This is a genomic window from Bryobacter aggregatus MPL3, assembly GCF_000702445.1.
GTDB lineage: Bacteria > Acidobacteriota > Terriglobia > Bryobacterales > Bryobacteraceae > Bryobacter > Bryobacter aggregatus.
Genome location: NZ_JNIF01000003.1, coordinates 3,389,619 through 3,409,497, shown reverse-complemented (window position 1 = coordinate 3,409,497; position 19,879 = coordinate 3,389,619). Strand labels below are relative to the sequence as shown.

Genomic DNA, 19,879 nt, shown 5'->3' with positions numbered 1-19,879 from the left:
ATGTTGATGCACATCCAAGCTGTCCTCACCCCTGAAGAGGCGGCACAATATCGAAGAGCTCTGGTGGCAGCCGATTGGGTTGATGGCCGGGTGACCGCCGGCTACCAATCCAGCCGCACGAAGCACAATCTCCAACTGGCAGAGGATCATCCTCTTGCCATGGAGTTGAGCGATCAGATTGTGCAGCGGCTGGAGCGCCATCCCCTGTTCATGGGAGCGGCGTTGCCGCTAAAAGTCTTCCCGCCCCTCTTCAATCGCTATGAGGGCGGGCATTCTTTTGGCACGCATGTGGACAATGCGATCCGTCAGGTGAAGGGCACGCCTCATCGCCTGCGTACCGACCTCTCAGCAACACTCTTCCTCACCGAGCCGAGCGACTATGAGGGCGGCGAACTCATCATTGAAGACACCTATGGCACCCAGTCCGTGAAGCTGCCTGCAGGCGATATGATTCTCTACCCCGCCACCAGCCTGCACCACGTATTGCCGGTAACCCGCGGCGCGCGCATCTCATCCTTCTTCTGGATCCAAAGCATGGTGCGCGACGATGCGCGCCGGGCCTTGCTCTTTGATCTTGATGTCGCGATCCAACGCCTGGCTGGAGAGGCCCCCGATCACCCTTCGGCGGTCCAACTCACAGGCGTGTATCACAACCTCATCCGCATGTGGGCTGACGTTTAACGGCCGCTCCAAACGGAAACGGCGGCTTTCGATCTGTCTCAAGGGGTTGAGAGCAGTACGAAGCCGCCGGATGATTTTCGTGCTCCTGCTTCAGTGAGAGAAGAACTTGCCCACCAAGCCGATGACCTCGCTCACCGCACCGCCACCTTGATTGAAATTGAGCATCCCCGCAAGCCCGCTTTCCGGAGTGGCCGCCGCAGCCTGGCCGTCCGTTCCACTGCTCGCCCCTCCGCTCATCATTCGTTTTGCCATCACACCCATTGCCATGGAGGCCACCAGCGGCAACATCTGCTTGATCACCGAATCGCTGACGCCCGTATTCCCCGCCACATGCTGTGCAAGTGCGGTACTTGCGTCTTTACTTCCTAAAACATGGCTGAGAATCCCATTCCCCTCGTCTACAGCCTCGGGCTGCGCAATCGCATTCGGGTCATCAACATACTGTGCATGATTCCCGCCGGCTAAGGCGCCGAGCAAGCTTTGCAGCCCACCCTCTTGCGACACATTGTTATTCACTCCGTGCGCGAGAGCGGGCACCAGTTGACTCAGCACTCCCTGTGCCTGGTCCCCGGAAATCCCGAATCGCTCTGCGAGTGCCTGAACGCTTTGCCCGCCGTTGGCGTTGTTGATGAGATCGAGTAGATTCATTTGGCCGAAGCATAACATGAGCTAGAAACGCAACGCCAGGGTGACCATTCCTAGCCCAACCATTACTTTCCGCCAAGGAGAGACTTAGTTTGTTCGAAAAATATCCTCCAGCCGCCGTCCCGCGTGGCCGCATGGGGAAGCGCTGTGCAGACTGCGGAGCCGGAGAATATCATGAAAGAGAACCTTATCATGCAACTGCTGTTAATCGACGATGACGTTGAGTTAAGCCAACTGATCGGCGAATACCTTGGGCAGCAAGATATTTCGGTCGAACCGATCCATGACGGCACTCAGGGGCTGGCGAAAGCGCTCCTGCCGGGCTTCGACCTGATACTCCTCGACGGCATGCTCCCCGGCATTGATGGGCTCGAGCTGCTCCGGCAGCTCCGCCGCAGGTCGAGTGTCCCTGTCATCATGCTCACCGCCCGCGGCTCCCAGCAGGACCGCATCAGCGGCCTGGATCTTGGCGCCGACGACTATCTGGCAAAGCCCTTCGCACCCGACGAATTACTGGCTCGCATCCGCGCCGTGCTCCGCCGCACCAACAGCAATGTGATCCAGAAGTCTGAGGTCCTCGCCGCGGGTGCGCTCCGCATTGACCCGAGCCAGCGCGAGGCCTGGCTCAACGAAAAGCCCTGCGGCCTCACCAACCTCCAGTTTGAGATCGTCGAGTACCTGATGCGCCACTCCGGCCGGGCCGTCTCACGCGACGAACTCACCAGCATTCTCCACCAGCGTGAAGCCACCCCGTTTGAACGCTGGCTCGATGTCCACATCAGCCAGTTGCGCAAGAAGATCGAAGGCGATGGACAAGTGCGTATCCACACCGTTCGCGGCATCGGCTACATGTTCTCGCCTCCTTCCGGACCCCAGCAATGAGAAGTCTCTATTTCAAGCTCAGCCTCTGGTCTCTGGCGACGCTAGTCTTCTGCATCTTCGCCTTTTTCTTTGTCGCCTCCATGCTGAATCGCAACGTCGGCCGCCGCGGCGATCCCTACAGCCGTACTCTCGGTTGGCAACTCGGCATGGCCCGCAAGGCATTCGAACAAGGGGGGCGCCCCGCCCTCTCCACCTACATGAGAGAGCTGCGTGAGCACTTTCCAAACGATCACTACCTCACCGATGGAAACGGCCGCGATCTCCTGACCGGCGAAGATCTCACCTCGCTCACCTCCCTCGCCGCAGAGGGCCCCCGCTTTCCTTTCTTTGGCCCAAGCGGGAGGTTGGTGGTGGTCCGGCCCTCGGCAGATGGGCAGTTTAAGTTCATCGCCCACATGGATCTGCCGTCGAACTCCTCGAATCTGCTCCCATACTTCGCCATTATTCTCGCCGCGATTGCGCTGTTTAGCTATGTGCTCTTCCGCTATCTCGCGAGCCCGCTTCGCCGGTTAACGACAACGGTGGAGCGCTTTGGCCATGGAGACCTGACAGCTCGCGTCGACATTCGCCGTGGCGACGAGTTCGGCGCACTCGCCAATCGCTTCAACGAAATGGCAGGCCGCATCGAAACGCTCCTCACCGCAGAGCGGCGGTTGCTGGAAGACGTCAGCCACGAGTTGCGAAGCCCGCTGGCCCGGCTCCAGTTCGCGCTTGAACTCGTCCGCACCGCTCCGGACCAGGAGGTGGCCGTCGCCCGCATGAAGCGCGAGATCGATCGCCTGTCCACTCTCGTGGGACATCTGGTTGAAGTCACACGGGCAGAAGGCGACCCAGGCGCCCGGACACGCGAATCCCTCGATCTCTCCGCGCTCGCCACCGAGATTGCCGACGATTGCCGCATCGAAGCGGAAGCGAAGAACTGCACCATCGCCTTACACAGTAGATCCGGGCTCCGCCTGATGGCAGACCGGGAACTCCTGCGCCGCGCGCTCGAAAATGTTCTGCGCAACGCCATCCGCTACGCCCCCGCCAACTCAACCATCCAACTCGATCTTGAACAGCACGAGAAGTCTGTCGAGATCGACGTGCGTGATTTTGGCCCTGGCGTGCCCGAAGAGATGCTCGAGCGCATCTTCCAACCCTTCTTCCGGGTCGATGCCAGCCGCGACAATGCCACCGGAGGCATCGGCCTCGGGCTAGCCATTGCCCGCCGGGCCATCACCCTGCATCACGGCCAGCTCCTCGCCGAGAACGCCGCGCCGGGGCTTCGCGTGCGGATGGAGCTGCCACTCGTGGCCTGAACGTGATGCCCCCGAAGTTCCGGATTCCAACTACCGCCGCTGACCTGCAGCGGCTCCTCGCAATGATGGAAGAATTCTATGCGCATGAGGGGATTCCGTTCGATGCGCAACAGTCTCACCATACGATCCGCGAATTGCTGGATTCGCAGCCTGACGCCGGAGCCATCTATCTGATCGAATCAGAAACGACTTGCGCCGGGTACTTCGTGCTCACTTTTGGATTCAGCCTGGAGTTTGCAGGACGCTTTGCGTTGCTCGACGAACTCTTTCTTAAAGAGGAGTTTCGTGGGAAAGGCTGGGGGAGCCTGGCGATTGCCGACGCAGAAATCCAATGCATCCAGCGCGGCATCGGCACGCTCTTACTTGAAGTGGATGTTGAAAATCCGCAAGCGGCAGCGCTCTATGAGCGGCTGGGATTCCGCACCCACCAGCGCCGGCTGATGAACAAAGCTGTGACTAGAAAATAAAGCTGAGGCCGCCGCGCACTTGCTTTGGCGTCGGAATGAGCCACATGGTCTGCCCGGTGGAAGTGGTGACCGGCACATAGCCCTGGGCGAGCATGTTGCGCATTTCGGCGTTGATCTCCAGACGTCCTGGGAGCCCGAGGAAACCCGGGATCGGTTGCTTGATGCCGATGTTCAGGCCGGCTTCCGCCAGTCCCTGGCTGGTCAGCGAAGTGTGGAAAGGCGTCAGCGCGCGATAGTCGGTCCAGAGATAGCTGCTATACAGCCGTGTCCCGACTCGCGGCAAAACGCCGCTCAGCCGGATGGAAGCGAAGTTCTTCGCTTGCTGGTAGACGCCCTTGCGAATGGCATCGGCGTCGGCTTTTGTGTTGTCGCTCAGCTCGAGAGCACGCTGGTCTGTCCGCAACACGCCGCCGGTTCCAAAGCCGGTGGAGAGACGCCAATCTCCCGGAAGATACTGCGTCCACCCCACGAGATAACCATTGCGGTAATAGCCACCGATATTGAAGATACTGGCGTTCGAGGCGAGATCGGGCACCAGTTCGGAGCCCAGGAGATTCATCGGCGCGCCGACAACCGCGAGCCCGGCGTTTGAAACGCCTTCGCGATACCCGGCCGCAAAGACTTCCCCGCTCCCCAGTTTCTTTGTATAGCCCAGTTCGAAATTTTCAACCCGCTGCGCCCGCGTGGTCCCGTTGACCCGGGTAATTTTCGGGAACAACGCCAGTCCAGAAACCTGCCTTTGCATATCGGCATCTTCACCCTGGCCGCGAATCAATAGATCCACTGGCGGAAACCCGCTGGAAAATGCCATTTGCACCTTCCCAATCGACTTCCCATCCCAAGTGGCCCGAGCAAAAGGACTGATGTAGTTCAGACGCTCAAAAAACTGCACGCTATCCATGGAAGCGCCGTATTCGAGAAGCAGACGATCGTTCAACTGCCAGCGGTCGGCGAAGGTTGCGCTGATGGTACGCAGCAGCGGAGCTCCACTGCTGGCCTCGGGCACATTTTGCCCGGCCCGCATGGGGAAAAAGAGCTGGCGCACGGTCAAGCTCAACTGGGGATTGGGGGCATCGAAACCGGGGACGGAATCGATTGTTCGCTGGTAGGTGGTGCGAAACCCTGCCGCCGGAATGCCGCTGGCCAAGCCATACCCGAGATTCCCGGAGAACTGGAGTTGGCTTCGTTTCATCACCGAAGTTCCCACAGCGAATGCGGTGCCCAGATCCGTCTGCGTGCCCCAGGAGAAGTTCGTCGCTGTATCGCCAGACGACAAGGTCACCATGCCACGCATGTCGGAGAAAATCTTTGCGGCCTGTGGTCCGCGGCCCGGAGGATTGGGATCCCAACTCGGCAAGGCGCGCAGAATGGGCCGGGTCGCAAGCGACCCACGCAGGGCCGAGCGCCAGTCCTCACTCATGAGAAAGCTGCCAGGAGGTGGGGCGTAAAAAATTTCGATGCTGCTAAATAAGCTGGCGAGTTGGATGGCAAGAAAACGTTCCGCGCCTGGGCCGATCTGGATATTGGTCCGCATCGCGGGCACAAAACTGGCCAGACTCACACGAACGGTATAACTTTCCGGACTCAACAGATCAAAGAGGAAGGCGCCATGCTCATCGGTGATCGCGCGCATCACAGGCTTCTCAAAACGATTGAGCAACTGGACGGTTGCGCCCATTTGCACAACACCGCCGGGACTCTTGACGAGCCCGGCGATCTTGCCTGTAAATCGGGCGGCAGAAGCAGCCTCCATCGGAGCGCACAAGGCCAGCAATCCCAACAGAATGATGGGTGCATCGGTCGCGCTACGAAGGGACTTTCGAAGCCGCATGGCTGAGCAGTCGCTACTCCTTCAGGCTGGCTCTGGTGTTGGTGTCGGCCACGACGGTAAAGTTCGCGGTTTGCAGAAGCGACTGACTATTGTTCTGGTCGGTCACCTTCAGCTTGAGAGTATACTTTCCGGGAGCGAAATTCTGAAGCGGCAACAGCTTCTCAATCGTGATCTGCGTGGCGGAAGCATTCGGGATGTCGGAGACTGATTCCGTAAACTCCAGCACCTTTTCACCGCCATCTACCTTGGCGATCTCATAGGCGATGGTGCCCGCGGGCTTCTGCGTCTTCTCGTCGGGCGTGAAGTTGTAGAGCGCCTGGTAGATGCCCATCTTTTCGTTCTGAGCGAAGGTATCGTTCATGCGGGGGCGCACCTTTGAGGTGCCGATGACGAACTGGCCCGCACCAATGCTCTTGGTGGGAACCTTCTCGATCGTATCCGCAAGAATGAGGCTCGAGGCGCCGAGACGCTCGTCTTCAAAGCGCGGCACTGTAATCGCCACTTCGTAGTTGTTCATGTTGCCGCCAACGATGTCCTTGGCAACGACATTGACGCGGTAGGTGCCCGGGGGCAGCGGCACGGCGTTCTGATAGATGGCCTTGCCCTTGGAGGCTTCGGCGAGCATCACGGACGGCGTCTCGATCACAACCGGCGTTTCCCAGACGTTGACCACGCGGCGCGTCATCGAGGTGATGCGGGCATAGATGTTGACCAGCGCCTTTGAGATGTTATCGGTGCTCTTGAACTGCAGGTCGCCCTTGTTCATCTGGATCGTGATGTAGGTCATCACGGTGGAGTTGGTCAGGCGGACAAAGTCGGTGCGCACCTGGATGGGCAGCACATTGAAGATGACCTTCGAATTGACGCTGGCCTCGAGGTCCTTGAACTTCACCTTGGGCGGCTTCTGCAGCATCGCGAATTGGTTCAGGCGCTCAAACTGGTTCATACGCTGCGGCAGGGCTTGCGTGCCGGTGCCGAGGCGGGTGCCGTCAGTGCGCGAGAATCGGTCTGTCTTGCTCGACATGCCCATCTGCTCGTACATGGTCAGACCGGCGTTGGGGACGTAGAGGAGGGCGTCCTTCTCCGACGGGTCCATCGTCATGCGGAACTCACCGGTCATCGTCGTGTCCACGAATTCGATGATCACGTCATTGCCGATGCCTTCAATGTAGCGGTAGCGCCACTTCTGGAAGGGATAGGTGGAGGTGGTGCCGCCGCCTTCTTCAATCGGACGTTCGTAGGTACCGCCACTCGGGTGGTCTTCGACTTCATCGGCCGGTCCGAAGGTGATGTAGATCCGGCCGCGGTCGCTCTTCCAACCGGGAATGCCGCTCGCATAACGCTCGTTCGCATAGGCGATGCGGCGATAATGCTCTTCCTTATATTCGTTTTCCTGGGTGTCCGGAGTGGGGTCGCGGCGCAGCCAGAACTGCTCGATGAACTGTTCGCGTTCTTCGTCAGTGTTCAGGCGCTTGAACGAAGTTTTCTCTTCGTCGGTAATGATGTAGAAGACATCCTCGTTCAGCCATTTGCGGAATGGCGTTTCGAGTTCCTTGCGCAGTTTGTCTTCGCGGCGCTTCTTCTCTCTGTCGGACAAAGGCTTCGCAATGGTTTCACGATCCCCCTGCTCGGCGTCTTTTTTCTTTACCTTTTGGGCATCCGCCGGCACTGCAACCAGCGACAAAGCCAGTGCAGATCCGCCGAAAACTTGAACGAAGCGCTTTGCTTTCATACTTTTTCCCTTACTCCAACTGACTCCCGCGCTACCTAGATCATAGACGCCCGGCACACCACAGTCAATCCAGTCCCTGTGCGCGCGCCTTATGTCCCAGGAGCCGTTCTAATAGAAAACGCGCCGGCCACGGGGTGAGAGCCGGCGCGTTACCGCAGCCCGAACGAAAAGGGGGTTTCGTTAGATCGGGCGAACGATCTGGTTAAAAGCTAAAGCGGAGACTCATCTGGAGACGGCGATTCGAGGAATTGCCTGCCCCAAAGAAGCCACCCGCAGTCGCGGTATAGAGTCCGAAATTCGGTGAGTTCAGCGCTCCGACCGGATTGGCATAGTTCACGTGATTCAGAATGTTCTGAGCCTGCAGGCTGAGCGTGATGTTGTACTTATGCGTACCACCTCCGCCCCCCATCCCACCGCCCGGACCGCCCATTCCGCCGCCACGAGGACCACCTCCGCCACCACCACGAGGACCGCCACCACCGCCGCCCATCGGGCCGCGCATCATCTGCTGCATCGGATCCGCATTCGCGCCGGCGCCGGTTTCGCCACCAAAACCCCAGGTGCGCGCAATGCGCAGATTGAGATTAAACTGGCTTGGCCCGCTGCCAAAGTTCCGCGGAAGCAGTTTCTGGCCCACCTTTGGGTTCGTATCGAGATAAAGACCATCGTAGTAGACAATCCCTGCACCCGGCCCACTGGCGATGCCGGGACGGTGCACCTGCAATTGATTATCCCCGTACAGATCGCGGCCCGTCGTAATGTTGTACGCGCCACCCGATTGAGCGGACAGGAAAGGGCTGAAGCTAATGCCGTAAGGAGCATTGATCGATCCGCCGACGACGCTCCGATGACGGATGTCATAGGAGGAACGGCCCCACTCCTGCGACAGGTCATAGGTGTTGTTGGGGAAAGAGTTCGCGCCGTCCGTATTGCCACGGGCCTTGCCCAGCATGTAGAAGCCGAACATCGAAACGCGCCGGTTGATGCGCGCATTCAGATTGGTGATCAGCTGATCCTGGACGAAGCGTCCCGTGGATTCATAGTTGTACAGGTTGCCCGCGGCTGCGCCGTACGGATAAACAGCCGTTGCGGGATTGAGTGGATCGTAGGTACCCAGTAGCGGCGTGTTGATGTTACGGCTGCGCAACTGATGGATTCCGATCGTATGGTTGTAGTTGATGCCCAGCGTGATGTTCTTCGGCAAGGCGCGCTCGAGACCGATATTGGTCTGCACCAGATAGGGATTGTGCAGATTCTTGTCGAGGATGCGGGTGGTGCCTTGACGAGCGTATTCCTTCAGATCAGTGGCCGCCGGGAAGTTGGGATAAAAATCCGGCAGGTTCACGATGTACTGCACCTGATTGACCCCATTCAAGCGCCGTGCGTTGAGGACCAGATCTTCGCTAAAGCGATCGTAGAAGATGCCGGCGCCAGCGCGCAGAATGGTCTTACGCACGCCATTGGCCGACGGCTTGCCCACGCCCCAGGCCAAGCCCACGCGAGGCGCCCAGTTCATTTTGTTGTTGATGTTGTTCTGCGTCTCATAGCGCAAACCGAGGTTCACGCTCAGGTTCGGCTTGACGCGCCAGTCGTCTTGAAAGAAGAGCCCGGCATCCACCTGGCTGACATCCTGGAGTGGCATCCCCGCCGACAGAGTGAACTGCTGCGGCCCGCCACCGAGCGCCCGAATTTGCGCAATCGTCAAACCGTTTGCCAGCCCCTGCTGCGTGATCGCATAGGCGTTGAGCGTGAGGAAGGTGAAGCTGCCGTTGTAGCCGCTCGTACTCTGATCGTTCTGCAGAACCCCACGGATTCTGCCGCCAAACTTCAGCATGTGCGACTTTGCGATGTACGAAGTGATATTCGAATACTCGAAGCGCTTCTCGTTCGTGAAGTTTGTGCTGAAGCGCGCGCCACCACCGGTGAAAGCATCGGCCACCTGGATGGTGGGGATCCCCGACTTGCCGGAAGAGTCGGTGTGGGAATCCACAAACTGGAAGCGATCTTCATTGATCAGTTTCGCGCTGGCCAGCCAGGTATGAGTCAACTGCACCTGGTTGGTATAGCCCGAAGAATTGATTGCTTGATCGGGCAGCGTAAAGGTGGTGATGCCACCGTTGTCGCTGGTATTCCGGTTAAAGGTGTAGCGGGAAGTCAGCGTGTGCTTCGGGCTTAACTGCACATCAAAACGCGGTGTGATGTTGAAGAAACGCGTCGGGTTCGAGAGGTTCTGCACAAACGGAACCGGCTGATAGCCGCTGTCGAGATACTTCGCATTGATCAGGCTCGCCTCATCGTTGATGCGGGTATCCATGTCGAAGGAGAAGCTCGACTTTTTGGTGACCGGGCCGCTGAAGCTGCCACTGATCATGTTCTGATTCGCGTCTGGCTTTGTGTTGGCAAAGGTGTTTCGCGAGTTGAAGATGTTGTTGCCCGCATTGTAGAAAATCTGCCCGCGGAACTTGTCCGCACCCGGCTTGGTGAAAATCTCGATGCGGCCAAAACCGATGCGGTCGTACTCGGCCGAGAACGGATTGGAGTTCACGCGAATTTCGCGAATCGAGGACTTCGGCGGCAGCTTGCCCCGGAGAAGCCATCGATGAACATCTGCGCGCCGTTCGGCCCGGCCGCAGGCCCTGCCAGCGCTGACAGCTCGTTGGTGAGGTCGTCCGGATTGTCGGATAACATCTCCAGATCTTCGCCCTTCAGCGTCAGGGCGCCGACATTGCTGGCGGCATCGAGATCGATCGAGATTGTGTCGGTGACCGTGATTTCCTGCTTTGCACTTTCGATGTTCAGCTTCGCGTTGATTGACACCTGTTTGCCAGCCGCAATCTCGAAGTTGGCCTGTTCAAACAGGTTGAAGCCTGCCGAAGAAACCCGGATCGTATACTTGCCACCGGGAATCTGCTGGATCACAAATTTACCGTCGGCGTCTGTGGAGGCGAGTTTGATAAAGCCACCCTCACCGGAAACAGTGACCGAGGCACCAGGGATTGCGGCACCCGACGGGTCGGTCACGATCCCTCTGAGAATCGAGCCCGTAGGCGTCTGTGCCATACCCAACGCCACCAGAGCGAAGAGACTGAGAATGATAGACAGAAATCGACCGTGGGAGGTCATGGTTGCTCCTAATGCAAGAATTCGTTTTTGTTTTTTAACTGCGGAGTAAGAGTGGAGCGAGCAGACCTACTGGGGTCCGCCGCCACCCCCGCCACCCATCATGCCGGCACCGCCATCGAGGTTCCAGGTTCCGAGTTGCGAGGCACGGCTGCCATTTGCCGGGGTCGCCAGAATCGGCTCAACCCCCGCAAGAATGGTGATGGCAACCACCTTGCTTGGATCCTTGGTACGGCTCACAGACAAGATGAGGGCTTCATCTTTTTTGAGTTCTGACAACGTAATGGCGGGCGAGCGATCAATTGCCATCCCCATCATGTCGCCACCACGGCGCATTCCGCCGCCTGGGCCACCCATCGCAGCGCCGCCGCCCGGAAAACCACCGGCTGGCGGGCCACCCGCGCCGGGCGCTCCTCCATTTGGACGCATGCCCATTCCAGCGGCTCCTGCACCGCCTCGGGCACCACCATTGATCTGTGCCGCCATCATGTTTGCCGCCATTTCAGCCAGCTTCTTCAGATTGACGTCTTTTCCGACCAGAACGTTGACCGGCTTCTTGGTATCGAGGTCCGTCACGACCAGAATGCCGTTTGCCGCGTCCACGCTCTTGATCGTTGCCGCGATGTTTCGAAAGGCACCGCTGATCACCTGCTCAGCGGTGTAGGAAGCGCCATCTTCGCTCTTGGCGCCGAGGGCCCGAACCTGATCGTTGACTTCAATGTCAGCAACCGAACTCGCCACCGCATCGGCATACTTGACGCTGCCTTCGGCATAGCGCTTCACCGTTGCTTTCTCGGCCACCACAATCTTCAGCGGTTTCACACCTTCCGGTCCACGCGAATTGATCGTGACCGTATTACTGCCCTTATCCACCGCTGTTACGATGCCCGAGACACCCTTTGTGGCCCAGAGGGCCTGATCGGCCTGTTGCTTCTTGGCAATATCCGACTTGCTCATGACGACAATCAAAGTTGCATTCAGCACACCATCCGCGCTCGGCCCGCGCGCGACGACTCGATCGCCCGTACTCACCGCGCTCAGCTCCGTTGGCTTCGCATTGGTCATCGTCGTCTCGCCGACGGGAATCTGCGATACTTTCGCCGTCCCGGCAACTTTCACCTTGGTTTCCGTGCCGTCATCCGCCTTCAGCGTTAACGTACGATTTGCGGCGTCTGCCGCCGTCACCGTGCCTACAACTGGTTTTGGGGCCGGACTTGCCTGCGCGAACAATCCAACCGTGGAGCCACACAACAACATGGCTCCCGCGATCCAGATTCTGCTCACCGCGAGTCCCCTCACCCTGAGTCTCGTAATTTGCATTTTCATTGCCATCCGTTAGCTTGACGACAAGGAAGACGGGAAAGTTAGAGCCCCGTTCGAAAAACTACGTAAAGTTTTGTGAAGGTTACAGCAATCCGGCAGTGCCCTTGAGCTTGTTTTATACTGACAGGAGTTGAGAATCAGCGTTCCTGTCAGTAAAGGCATCGAATCTTTTTTCGGCACCCGCGACGAGAATATCCGTCTCGTCGAGCGAAACTTGGGCGTTCGCACCCTCCTGCATAACGGCAACCTCGATATTGATGGCGAAGATCGTTCTGTTGAACGCACCCGCCTCATCCTCGAAGATTACCTTTCCCTGCTTAAGGAAGGACACGCCATCGCGAGCGGTGACTTAAATAACTTCCTGCGCGTCGTCACCACCGAAGAATCCACCACTCTCAGAAATCTATACTTGAGCGGCCGCCAGCGCAGCTTTGGGAAGAAGATTCTCGCCCCCAAAACAATTAACCAACGCCGCTACGTGGAGGCCATTGAGAAACACGATCTGACCTTTGGCATTGGACCGGCTGGAACCGGAAAAACCTATCTGGCCGTGGCCCTGGCTGTCTCGGCGCTGCTCAACAAACAGGTTTCACGCATCATGCTGACGCGTCCGGCGGTGGAGGCGGGCGAGCGCCTTGGCTTTCTGCCCGGTACGCTCCAGGATAAGATCGATCCCTATCTGCGCCCGCTTTATGACGCCCTCTACGACATGGTGGAAGCCGATAAGGTGGAAAAGCTGCTCGAAAAGAACACCATCGAAGTGGCGCCCATCGCCTTCATGCGCGGCCGCACGCTCAATGACGCGTATATCATCGTAGACGAAAGTCAGAACTGTACTCCGGACCAGATGAAGATGATCCTCACCCGGCTCGGATTCAATTCCAAAATGGTTGTCACAGGCGACATCACGCAAATTGACCTGCCTGGAGGGAAACGCAGCGGATTAGTGGAGGTGACCGAGATCCTGAAAGGCGTCGAAGGCGTTGCCTTCATCCACTTTGACGATCAGGACGTGGTCCGCCACAGTCTCGTGCAGCGCATTGTTCGCGCCTACGAATCCTACTCCGAGAAAACCGGCATCGGCCGTCAGATGCTGCTGCGCCTGGATGAGCCAGTCCCCGTTTCAGCCGCCGTCGCCAGTTCCACACCTGGCACGCCCGAACTCCCTGAAGCCTGATGGGCAAACGCGCTACCATCCTCTTTCGCAAGCCCCTTCCCAAAGAAGAGAAGGCGAGCTTGCGTGCGTTTGCGCAAAGTCTGGTCACCGAAGTACTCGAAGACCGCAACTTCACGTGCCTGATCACTGGCGACAAGCAACTCCAGGAGCTCAACCGCGACTTCCTCCAGCACGACTACCCCACCGACGTCCTCAGCTTCCCGTCCGGCGATCCCGAAGACCTTGGAGAACTGGCGATCTCGCTTGATCGCGCCACCGCCCAGGCCGCAGAGCATCAACACACGACTCTTGAGGAGTTGAAGGTTCTCATGCTCCATGGGGTCCTCCACCTTTCCGGTCTCGATCATGAAACCGACAAGGGGCAAATGCGCCGGATCGAAACCAAATGGCGCAAGAGCCTGGGGCTGCCCGGCGGGCTCATTGAGAGGTCCCGCAAATGACGCTCCTTTGGGGAGGACTCTATGTCCTGGCGCTGATCGCCCTGACCGCCTTCTCGTTTATCCAACTGCTGTATCTCGAGAGTCTGCGCCTGCGCTCCCGCGATTCCGCCGCGCTCGACTACTTCAAGTCGACGATCGCGCCCGATCTCGATATGGAGACCGACCATGGCGCGCTGGTCTTCAGCCTTTATAAGCATGGGCTGCTAGTCCTGATTGGCATCCTCTCGCTGTTGCTGAACATCGGGGGAGCCGCCCCGGTGCTCGATCTGCTCGAAGGCATTCTGGTGGCATTGCTCTCGATGGCGGTTTTCTCTTACCTGCTCCCGCAACTGATGTACCGCCGTGCCAGTGGCCATTTCCTGCGTCCGATGGTGCCGCTGCTCCGGCTGGCTGCATTGCTCATGCGCCCCTTTGCCGCCGTCCTGAATTTTGCCGAAACGCTCGCGGAGATCTCCCAGCCCCCGGAACATCTGGAAGAAGGCGCCAGTCCGCAGGAAGAAATCGATGCCCTCATCGCCGCAGGCGAAGAGGAAGGGCTCATTGAGGAAGGCGACAAGAAACTGATCCAGTCCGTTGTCGCCTTTGGCGACAAGCGCGTGCGCGAGGTGATGACCGCCCGCCCGAATATTGTCGCCATTGAAGGCTCCCGTTCTGTCGAAGAACTGCGCCGCCTGCTGATCAACGAACAGTTCTCCCGCGTCCCTATTTACGAGGGCGATATCGACCACATCAGCGGCTTTGTCCATGTCAAAGATCTCTTTGAGGTGGAAGACCAGAACCGCGCCGGCCTCAAGGCTGCCGATCTCAAGCGCCCCATTGCCTTCGTCCCCGAAACCAAGCTCGTCACCGATCTCCTCAAGGAGATGCAGAAGGACGGCAATCACATGACGATCGTTGTGGATGAATACGGCGCCACCGCCGGTCTGGCCACCATGGAAGATCTGATGGAAGAGGTCTTTGGTGAAATCCGCGACGAACATGAACCCGGCCACGACCTGATCACTGAAGCAGACGGGGCGATCGTCGTTTCCGGCAGTTTCGACGTCGATCATCTGCGGGATCTTGTCGAGTTTTCCCCTTCTTCGCAAACCGAGGCCACTACGGCAGGTGGCCTTGCCACAGAATGGTTTGGCCGAGTACCCCTCCCGGGTGAAACAATGGAGAGAGACGGTCTCCGTCTCGAAATTCTTGCCAGTGACGAACGCCGCGTTGAACGCCTGCGCCTGTCCCGTGCCCCAATCCCCACGGAGGATCCCGATGCTGAAGAAGCCAAAGGCGAAATCGAATAGTCGCGTCCAGACTCATTTCGGACACGTCGCCATCGCCGGTCGTCCTAACGCCGGTAAAAGTACCTTACTCAATGCCATGCTCGGCTCGAAACTCGCGATTGTTTCCGCCAAGCCCCAAACCACCCGCTCCTCGATCATGGGCGTCGCCACCGAAGACGAGGGCCAGATCGTGTTCTTCGATACCCCCGGCATCCACCGCGGCGATACGCTGATCAACCGGCGCATGATGCAGAGCGTCCGTGCCTCTCTCGAAGGCAAGGACCTGCTGCTCTATGTTGTCGACGTCACCGCGCTGCCGCCGAGCGGTGAGATTCCCGAAGAAGAGAAGCAGGCCCTCGACACGCTGCGCAAAGCCCGTGAAGCAGGCATTGAAGAGGACGGCGTTGCAGACGCGGACCGCAAGAAAGTGCCGGCCTTCCTGATTCTCAATAAGGTGGATCGTGTCGAAGACAAGCGCCACCTGCTGCCCATCCTCGAAGCCTTCTCGCAGCTCATGCCCTTTGACGAGCTCTTCCCCATCTCGGCAAGCAAAGGGGAAGGCATTGCCGCGCTCAAGAAAGCAATTCTTGCCCGGCTGCCTCTCGGCAAGCCCCGTTTTGAAGCGGACTACTTCACCGATATGCCCGAACGCAATATCGCCGCGGAAGTGATCCGCGAGAAGATCCTTCGCCTCACCGGCGAAGAAGTGCCCCACAGCGTCGCGGTCCTGGTGGAGAAGTGGGAAGAGAAACCCAATGTGGTGGTAGTCTCTGCCAGCATCGTGGTGGAGCGGCCCGGACAAAAGCCCATCCTCGTCGGAGCCGGTGGCACGATGATCAAGCGAATCGGCACCGATGCGCGCAAGGAACTCGAAGAAATGCTCGGCCGCAAGTTCTTCCTCGAACTCTTCGTCAAAGTGAAGCCGAAATGGCGTGAGAACGAGTCGTTCTTGAACGAGTTGGGATGGCAAAATACTAGTGAGGTCAAATGAAAACTTTATTGGCGGTCACTGCCCTGCTCGTCTCTCTTCTTCTGCCAGCGAGCGCCCAAAAGGCCATCGGCGATACGAAAAATACGACTGACGCGACGATTTACGATCAGGTCCGGCTCCGTCTTTCGAATGATGCCGACGTCAAGGGCGGCGCGCTTGATGTAGAAGTCAAGGACGGCGTCGTCACGGTCAAGGGACGTGTCGATCAGGAGCGCGGCCGTGGCAAGATCGAAAAGCTCTGCAAGAAGGTTAAAGGCGTCACCAAGGTCGTCAATCAGGTTCAGGTCGCCAAGTAAGTGAAAGTCGCTGTCATTGGAACCGGCTACGTCGGGCTCACCACCGGCGTCTGTCTTGCCTATATCGGCCATGAAGTCAGTTGTCTCGACGTCGATCAGGCCAAGGTGGATGCGCTGAGCGCCGGGCACCTCCCGATCTACGAACCCAATCTGGACCATCTACTCGAAGCCGCACGTTCCCGCATGCGCTTCACCAGCCGCTACGAAGATGCCATTCCCGAGGCCGAAGTGGTGTTCATTGCCGTTGGGACGCCGAGCCTTCCCGATGGGCAGCCCGACCTGCAGTATCTCGGCAGCGCGAGCCAAAGTATTGGACAACACCTGGCCAGCCCCTTTACGGTCGTCGTCAATAAGTCGACGGTACCGATCGGGAGCGGCAACTGGGTGGGAGCGCTGATCCGCGAGTCGCAGAAGGCCTGCGGCAAAAGCGCCGAGTTTGCTGTCGCCTCGAACCCGGAGTTTCTTCGCGAAGGTTCTGCGATTTTCGATTCCCTCTACCCCGACCGGATCGTCATTGGCGCAGACTCCTCGCTCGCCCTCGAACATCTGTACCGCCTCTATCGTCCGGTGATCGATCAGAGCTTCCCTGCCCCAGCCTTTGAGCTGCGCCGCGAGGGCTTCTCTGCGGTTCCGCTGGTTTCGACAGACCTCGCCAGCGCAGAACTTATCAAGTACGCCGCCAACGCCTTTCTCGCGACCAAGATCAGCTTCATCAACGAGGTCGGAGTGCTGGCCAGCCGCGTAGGGGCTGATATCCAGCATGTCGCTCGCGGCATTGGACTGGATGCCCGGATTGGCAATCGCTTCCTCAATGCGGGCTTGGGCTGGGGCGGCAGTTGCTTTGCCAAAGACACCGCGGCACTGGTTTCGACAGCCGGAGAGTACGGCCTCACCATGCCCATCGTCGCCGCCGCACGCCAGGTGAATGCGCAGATGCGGGTGCGCGTCATCGAACGGCTGCTCGAGACTCTCAAGATTCTCAAAGGCCGCACCATCACCATTCTTGGTTTGGCCTTTAAGCCGCACACTGATGATCTCCGCGACGCACCCGCCATCGACATCATTCGACGCCTGCAGCAACGTGGAGCCATCGTCAAGGCCCACGATCCTATCGCCATGGATCGCTTCCGCAAAGAACATCCCGACCTGGCCAGCATCCTCACCGCGACACCAGAGGCTGCGGTTGCCGAAAGCGACGCGGTCGTCTTAGCTACCGAGTGGAATCTGTACCGCGACCTCGACTGGGCCGAACTCGCCCGCACCGTCCGCCAGAAAAATTTCCTCGACGCACGCTTGGCGATGAATGCAGAAGCACTGGAAAACTGCGGCTGGACTGTTACCAAACTACCCTAGCATCCATCTACAAGATCAGTGTCATGAGCCTGCACCTACGTCCCGCAATGAATGAAGATGTTGGCTTGATTCTTGGGTTCATCCGGGAACTGGCTGCGTACGAGAAATTGACTGACGAGTGCGTCGCGACCCAGGAAGGGTTGCAGCAGCACCTCTTTGGACATCACCCCAAAGCAGAAGTGATCATTGCGGAGTGGGAAGAAGAGGCGGTTGGCTTCGCGCTGTTCTTCCACACCTTCTCTACGTTTCTGGCCAAGCCAGGCATCTATCTCGAAGATCTTTATGTCCGGCCGGAGTTCCGGAGCAAAGGCATTGGAAAGAGCTTACTGATCTATCTGGCGCGGCTGGCAAAAATCCGGGGCTGCGGACGGGTCGAATGGAGCGTGCTCAATTGGAACACGCCCAGCATCGAGTTCTACAAAAGCCTTGGCGCCCAGCCGCTCGAGGACTGGACCGGCTACCGTCTTAGTGGTGATGCTCTCGATAAGCTGGCCAATCCTATCGCGTAGAGCGATTAGCATTCGCTGGCAAGAAAACGGCGCTGGCCGGTGTCGAGCTTCAACTTGAGACGCGGAATCAAGAGCACGCCCCGTTCCGCTTCCGGACTTCCCGGCGCCAACCGAAGGAGTTCTTCATAGAGAGCAATCGCTTTCAGCCTTGCCGCTTCAGCCGCCGCCGCACTGGGCTTCGCATGAATCCCATAATCGACAGAGCCGGCACCACGCCACAGAGACCATTCCGTCTCATAGGCGGTTGCAAGCAGAGCAAGCTCTTCCTTCCTGAAGACTGTGTCCGGATACTGCGCTAAAAACGCCTCGCCCTTTTGAATCACTTCGCGGTAACAATCTGCGCCCGTCTTGACCAGAAAGTCGGTGGCGGCGCATTCCAGACGTTGCAGGAGCAAGAACGCCCGCTGCCCTTCCTTCGTATCGGGATACTCTGTCCATGCCCGCTTCAGCAGACTGTAGTCATACTCCATCACATCGCTGTAATGGCCGATACCGGAATACTTCACTCCGTAAGCAGCCAGTTGCAACTTCACTTGTCCGAAGTTTCCTGCCTCCTCCGTTCGTCCGTCCAAGGAGCGCACCAGGAAGCTGCCCAGCCGCCGGGTCAGCTCATCCGCTGCCACATAGGACGCTGCCTTCTGTTCCCGGTCGTCCTTGGGCCAGCGCAGCATGCGCACCAGTTCGCGGCGCGTCTTCTGCTCTGCGGCAACCCGCTCCAGTTCGGTCATCGCATTCCATCGCAGGGAAACGGGCTCATACCGGTAGGCACCGCCTAATGACTGCGAGAGGTCCTGACCAATCATTTCCGGAGACAACTGGGATTGAGTCTGCAATGCAGCTTGTGCCAGAGCCCGGCGCGTCTGCTCTTGCACCAGTTCTTCACGAAGAGCAACCAGCACGACTCCCCGTCTGACTCCCAGAGGGGCAAGATAGGCCGGATTGCGATGCACGTATAGGGTCAGGTTTCCGTGTCGCCAGCTCCCCACTACCTCCCGCGGTGCACCCAAACTCACTCCCGGCACCTGTCCCGGTTTCACTCCTGTCCCGAGACGCCGGAGAAGGATCTGCTCCACCTCCGCACTCAACTCCGGATACTCCCGAAGCGGACGGATATCAGCGCGTAACAAAAACTCCTTCGGGTTCTCAGCACCGACCGGATAGTAGAGAGTTTCTGTCGTCGTGTGCGGCTGGATCTGTTTGCAATTGCGAGTGGGTGACGCGGCTTCTTCACCCACCAATTCTCTGGAGGAGAGGACAGCACACTGTGAGGAGTAAGCTTTATCCCAGTCCACTTTTTGCAGCGCAGACCACATCGCATCTGCGATTTCCTGAGCCTGTTCCGATGTCGCCTCTACTCCTAAGGCAACTCGCACGATTGGTCCGGACACGCCCGCGCGAATCACCTGCACCGTCGTATCGCCGCTCGTCAGCGCCGATTGGGGAACCTTGAAGTTGATCTGCCCGCTCGATACATACAATAAGCCCGCAGCAACCCTACCAACCCGGACTTCGGTATCGCAGAGTGTCTGTGGAAACACCGAACGTTCGATCTCCGTCTGCTTCGGACGGAGCGGACTCGCCGTCTCTCGCCGATCCGGGGCGGCACTCCCTTGACACGGTTGCGCAGGCCCCAGCGCCTTTCCATAAAGCGAAACAATTCGTCCGGGAGAAAAGGGAGCAGCGCCGCTGGGCGCGATGTTCGCAGCAGAATACTCGGGAACAACCACGCGAGCAGATGCAGGAGTCTGAGCCTCCTCACGCGCGCAACTGAGCTGTACCACCAGCGGCAGCACGAAAAACAAGAAGCGACACCTGTTCATGGCGTGATTCTAGCCAAATCGACGAAGCTTCGCGAGCCTGTCT

Annotated in this window: 18 protein-coding genes; 11 read left to right on the top strand and 7 right to left on the bottom strand. The window is 58.6% G+C overall.

The features are described from left to right. Positions 1-681, top strand: a complete 681-nt coding sequence (locus tag M017_RS0115840; protein WP_031499106.1) for a Fe2+-dependent dioxygenase — start codon at positions 1-3, stop codon at positions 679-681. 90 nt (positions 682-771) lie between these two features. Here the strand turns inward: M017_RS0115840 and M017_RS0115835 are convergent, their stop codons facing one another. Continuing rightward, positions 772-1,329, bottom strand: coding sequence for a DUF937 domain-containing protein (locus tag M017_RS0115835; protein WP_162179947.1), 558 nt, complete (start codon positions 1,327-1,329; stop codon positions 772-774). 171 nt (positions 1,330-1,500) lie between these two features. Between M017_RS0115835 and M017_RS0115830 the strand changes: the two genes are divergently transcribed. From M017_RS0115830 to M017_RS0115820, 3 genes are read left to right on the top strand one after another with little or no spacing between them, the layout of a single operon-like run. Further along, complete coding sequence (locus M017_RS0115830) at positions 1,501-2,208, top strand: response regulator transcription factor (RefSeq protein ID WP_238325920.1); 708 nt, start codon at positions 1,501-1,503, stop codon at positions 2,206-2,208. After that, entirely contained in the window at positions 2,205-3,509 is a 1,305-nt protein-coding gene (locus tag M017_RS27815) for a sensor histidine kinase (RefSeq protein ID WP_051670200.1), read from the top strand. The genes M017_RS0115830 and M017_RS27815 overlap by 4 nt, the downstream gene beginning before the upstream one ends. A gap of 5 nt (positions 3,510-3,514) precedes the next feature. Next, on the top strand, positions 3,515-3,976 hold the full coding sequence (locus tag M017_RS0115820) for a GNAT family N-acetyltransferase (protein ID WP_031499102.1): 462 nt from the start codon (positions 3,515-3,517) through the stop codon (positions 3,974-3,976). On the opposite strand, the gene M017_RS0115815 is transcribed toward M017_RS0115820, so the two are convergent. From M017_RS0115815 to M017_RS0115795, 5 genes are all read right to left on the bottom strand, one after another. Next, on the bottom strand, positions 3,966-5,807 hold the full coding sequence (locus tag M017_RS0115815; protein ID WP_031499101.1) for a TonB-dependent receptor: 1,842 nt from the start codon (positions 5,805-5,807) through the stop codon (positions 3,966-3,968). The genes M017_RS0115820 and M017_RS0115815 overlap by 11 nt on opposite strands. A gap of 13 nt (positions 5,808-5,820) precedes the next feature. Continuing rightward, positions 5,821-7,539 carry a GWxTD domain-containing protein gene (locus M017_RS0115810; RefSeq protein ID WP_051670199.1) on the bottom strand — a complete coding sequence of 573 codons (1,719 nt, stop codon included), beginning with the start codon at positions 7,537-7,539 and terminating at the stop codon, positions 5,821-5,823. Positions 7,540-7,741: 202 nt separating this feature from the next. Continuing rightward, positions 7,742-10,084: a TonB-dependent receptor domain-containing protein gene (locus tag M017_RS29725; protein ID WP_031499099.1), complete on the bottom strand. Its 2,343-nt coding sequence runs from the start codon at positions 10,082-10,084 to the stop codon at positions 7,742-7,744. Further along, on the bottom strand, positions 10,081-10,662 hold the full coding sequence (locus M017_RS0115800) for a carboxypeptidase-like regulatory domain-containing protein (protein WP_031499098.1): 582 nt from the start codon (positions 10,660-10,662) through the stop codon (positions 10,081-10,083). The genes M017_RS29725 and M017_RS0115800 overlap by 4 nt, the downstream gene beginning before the upstream one ends. A 66-nt stretch (positions 10,663-10,728) precedes the next feature. Further along, positions 10,729-11,943, bottom strand: a complete 1,215-nt coding sequence (locus tag M017_RS0115795) for a hypothetical protein (RefSeq protein ID WP_155121438.1) — start codon at positions 11,941-11,943, stop codon at positions 10,729-10,731. A 169-nt stretch (positions 11,944-12,112) separates the two neighbouring features. Here M017_RS0115795 and M017_RS0115790 point away from each other — a divergent pair, with 169 nt between their 5' ends. The 7 genes from M017_RS0115790 to M017_RS0115760 are packed head-to-tail and all read left to right on the top strand — an operon-like array spanning position 12,113 to position 18,016. Further along, positions 12,113-13,159: a PhoH family protein gene (locus M017_RS0115790; protein ID WP_031499096.1), complete on the top strand. Its 1,047-nt coding sequence runs from the start codon at positions 12,113-12,115 to the stop codon at positions 13,157-13,159. Further along, positions 13,159-13,599, top strand: coding sequence for an rRNA maturation RNase YbeY (gene ybeY / locus M017_RS0115785; protein ID WP_031499095.1), 441 nt, complete (start codon positions 13,159-13,161; stop codon positions 13,597-13,599). Before M017_RS0115790 ends, ybeY begins: the two co-directional genes overlap by 1 nt. Further along, entirely contained in the window at positions 13,596-14,888 is a 1,293-nt protein-coding gene (locus M017_RS0115780; RefSeq protein WP_031499094.1) for a hemolysin family protein, read from the top strand. Before ybeY ends, M017_RS0115780 begins: the two co-directional genes overlap by 4 nt. Then, on the top strand, positions 14,857-15,858 hold the full coding sequence (gene era, locus M017_RS0115775; RefSeq protein WP_051670194.1) for a GTPase Era: 1,002 nt from the start codon (positions 14,857-14,859) through the stop codon (positions 15,856-15,858). The genes M017_RS0115780 and era overlap by 32 nt, the downstream gene beginning before the upstream one ends. Next, the gene (locus M017_RS0115770) at positions 15,855-16,154 is read left to right on the top strand and encodes a BON domain-containing protein (protein ID WP_031499092.1); all 300 of its coding nucleotides are present in this window, start codon (positions 15,855-15,857) and stop codon (positions 16,152-16,154) included. The genes era and M017_RS0115770 overlap by 4 nt, the downstream gene beginning before the upstream one ends. Beyond that, the gene (locus M017_RS0115765; RefSeq protein ID WP_031499091.1) at positions 16,155-17,507 is read left to right on the top strand and encodes a UDP-glucose dehydrogenase family protein; all 1,353 of its coding nucleotides are present in this window, start codon (positions 16,155-16,157) and stop codon (positions 17,505-17,507) included. A gap of 23 nt (positions 17,508-17,530) precedes the next feature. Further along, entirely contained in the window at positions 17,531-18,016 is a 486-nt protein-coding gene (locus M017_RS0115760; protein WP_031499090.1) for a GNAT family N-acetyltransferase, read from the top strand. Between the two features lie 5 nt (positions 18,017-18,021). Here the strand turns inward: M017_RS0115760 and M017_RS0115755 are convergent, their stop codons facing one another. After that, positions 18,022-19,809: a hypothetical protein gene (locus M017_RS0115755; protein WP_238325972.1), complete on the bottom strand. Its 1,788-nt coding sequence runs from the start codon at positions 19,807-19,809 to the stop codon at positions 18,022-18,024. Between the last annotated feature and the right edge of the window lie 70 nt (positions 19,810-19,879).

What these genes read in the sequence shown, in the direction of transcription:
- M017_RS0115840 (WP_031499106.1), top strand. Translation starts at nt 1, where the DNA reads ATGTTGATGCACATCCAAGCTGTCCTCACCCCTGAAGAGGCGGCACAA.
- M017_RS0115835 (WP_162179947.1), bottom strand. Translation starts at nt 1,329, where the DNA reads ATGAATCTACTCGATCTCATCAACAACGCCAACGGCGGGCAAAGCGTT.
- M017_RS0115830 (WP_238325920.1), top strand. Translation starts at nt 1,501, where the DNA reads ATGAAAGAGAACCTTATCATGCAACTGCTGTTAATCGACGATGACGTT.
- M017_RS27815 (WP_051670200.1), top strand. Translation starts at nt 2,205, where the DNA reads ATGAGAAGTCTCTATTTCAAGCTCAGCCTCTGGTCTCTGGCGACGCTA.
- M017_RS0115820 (WP_031499102.1), top strand. Translation starts at nt 3,515, where the DNA reads ATGCCCCCGAAGTTCCGGATTCCAACTACCGCCGCTGACCTGCAGCGG.
- M017_RS0115815 (WP_031499101.1), bottom strand. Translation starts at nt 5,807, where the DNA reads ATGCGGCTTCGAAAGTCCCTTCGTAGCGCGACCGATGCACCCATCATT.
- M017_RS0115810 (WP_051670199.1), bottom strand. Translation starts at nt 7,539, where the DNA reads ATGAAAGCAAAGCGCTTCGTTCAAGTTTTCGGCGGATCTGCACTGGCT.
- M017_RS0115800 (WP_031499098.1), bottom strand. Translation starts at nt 10,662, where the DNA reads ATGACCTCCCACGGTCGATTTCTGTCTATCATTCTCAGTCTCTTCGCT.
- ybeY (WP_031499095.1), top strand. Translation starts at nt 13,159, where the DNA reads ATGGGCAAACGCGCTACCATCCTCTTTCGCAAGCCCCTTCCCAAAGAA.
- M017_RS0115780 (WP_031499094.1), top strand. Translation starts at nt 13,596, where the DNA reads ATGACGCTCCTTTGGGGAGGACTCTATGTCCTGGCGCTGATCGCCCTG.
- era (WP_051670194.1), top strand. Translation starts at nt 14,857, where the DNA reads ATGCTGAAGAAGCCAAAGGCGAAATCGAATAGTCGCGTCCAGACTCAT.
- M017_RS0115770 (WP_031499092.1), top strand. Translation starts at nt 15,855, where the DNA reads ATGAAAACTTTATTGGCGGTCACTGCCCTGCTCGTCTCTCTTCTTCTG.
- M017_RS0115760 (WP_031499090.1), top strand. Translation starts at nt 17,531, where the DNA reads ATGAGCCTGCACCTACGTCCCGCAATGAATGAAGATGTTGGCTTGATT.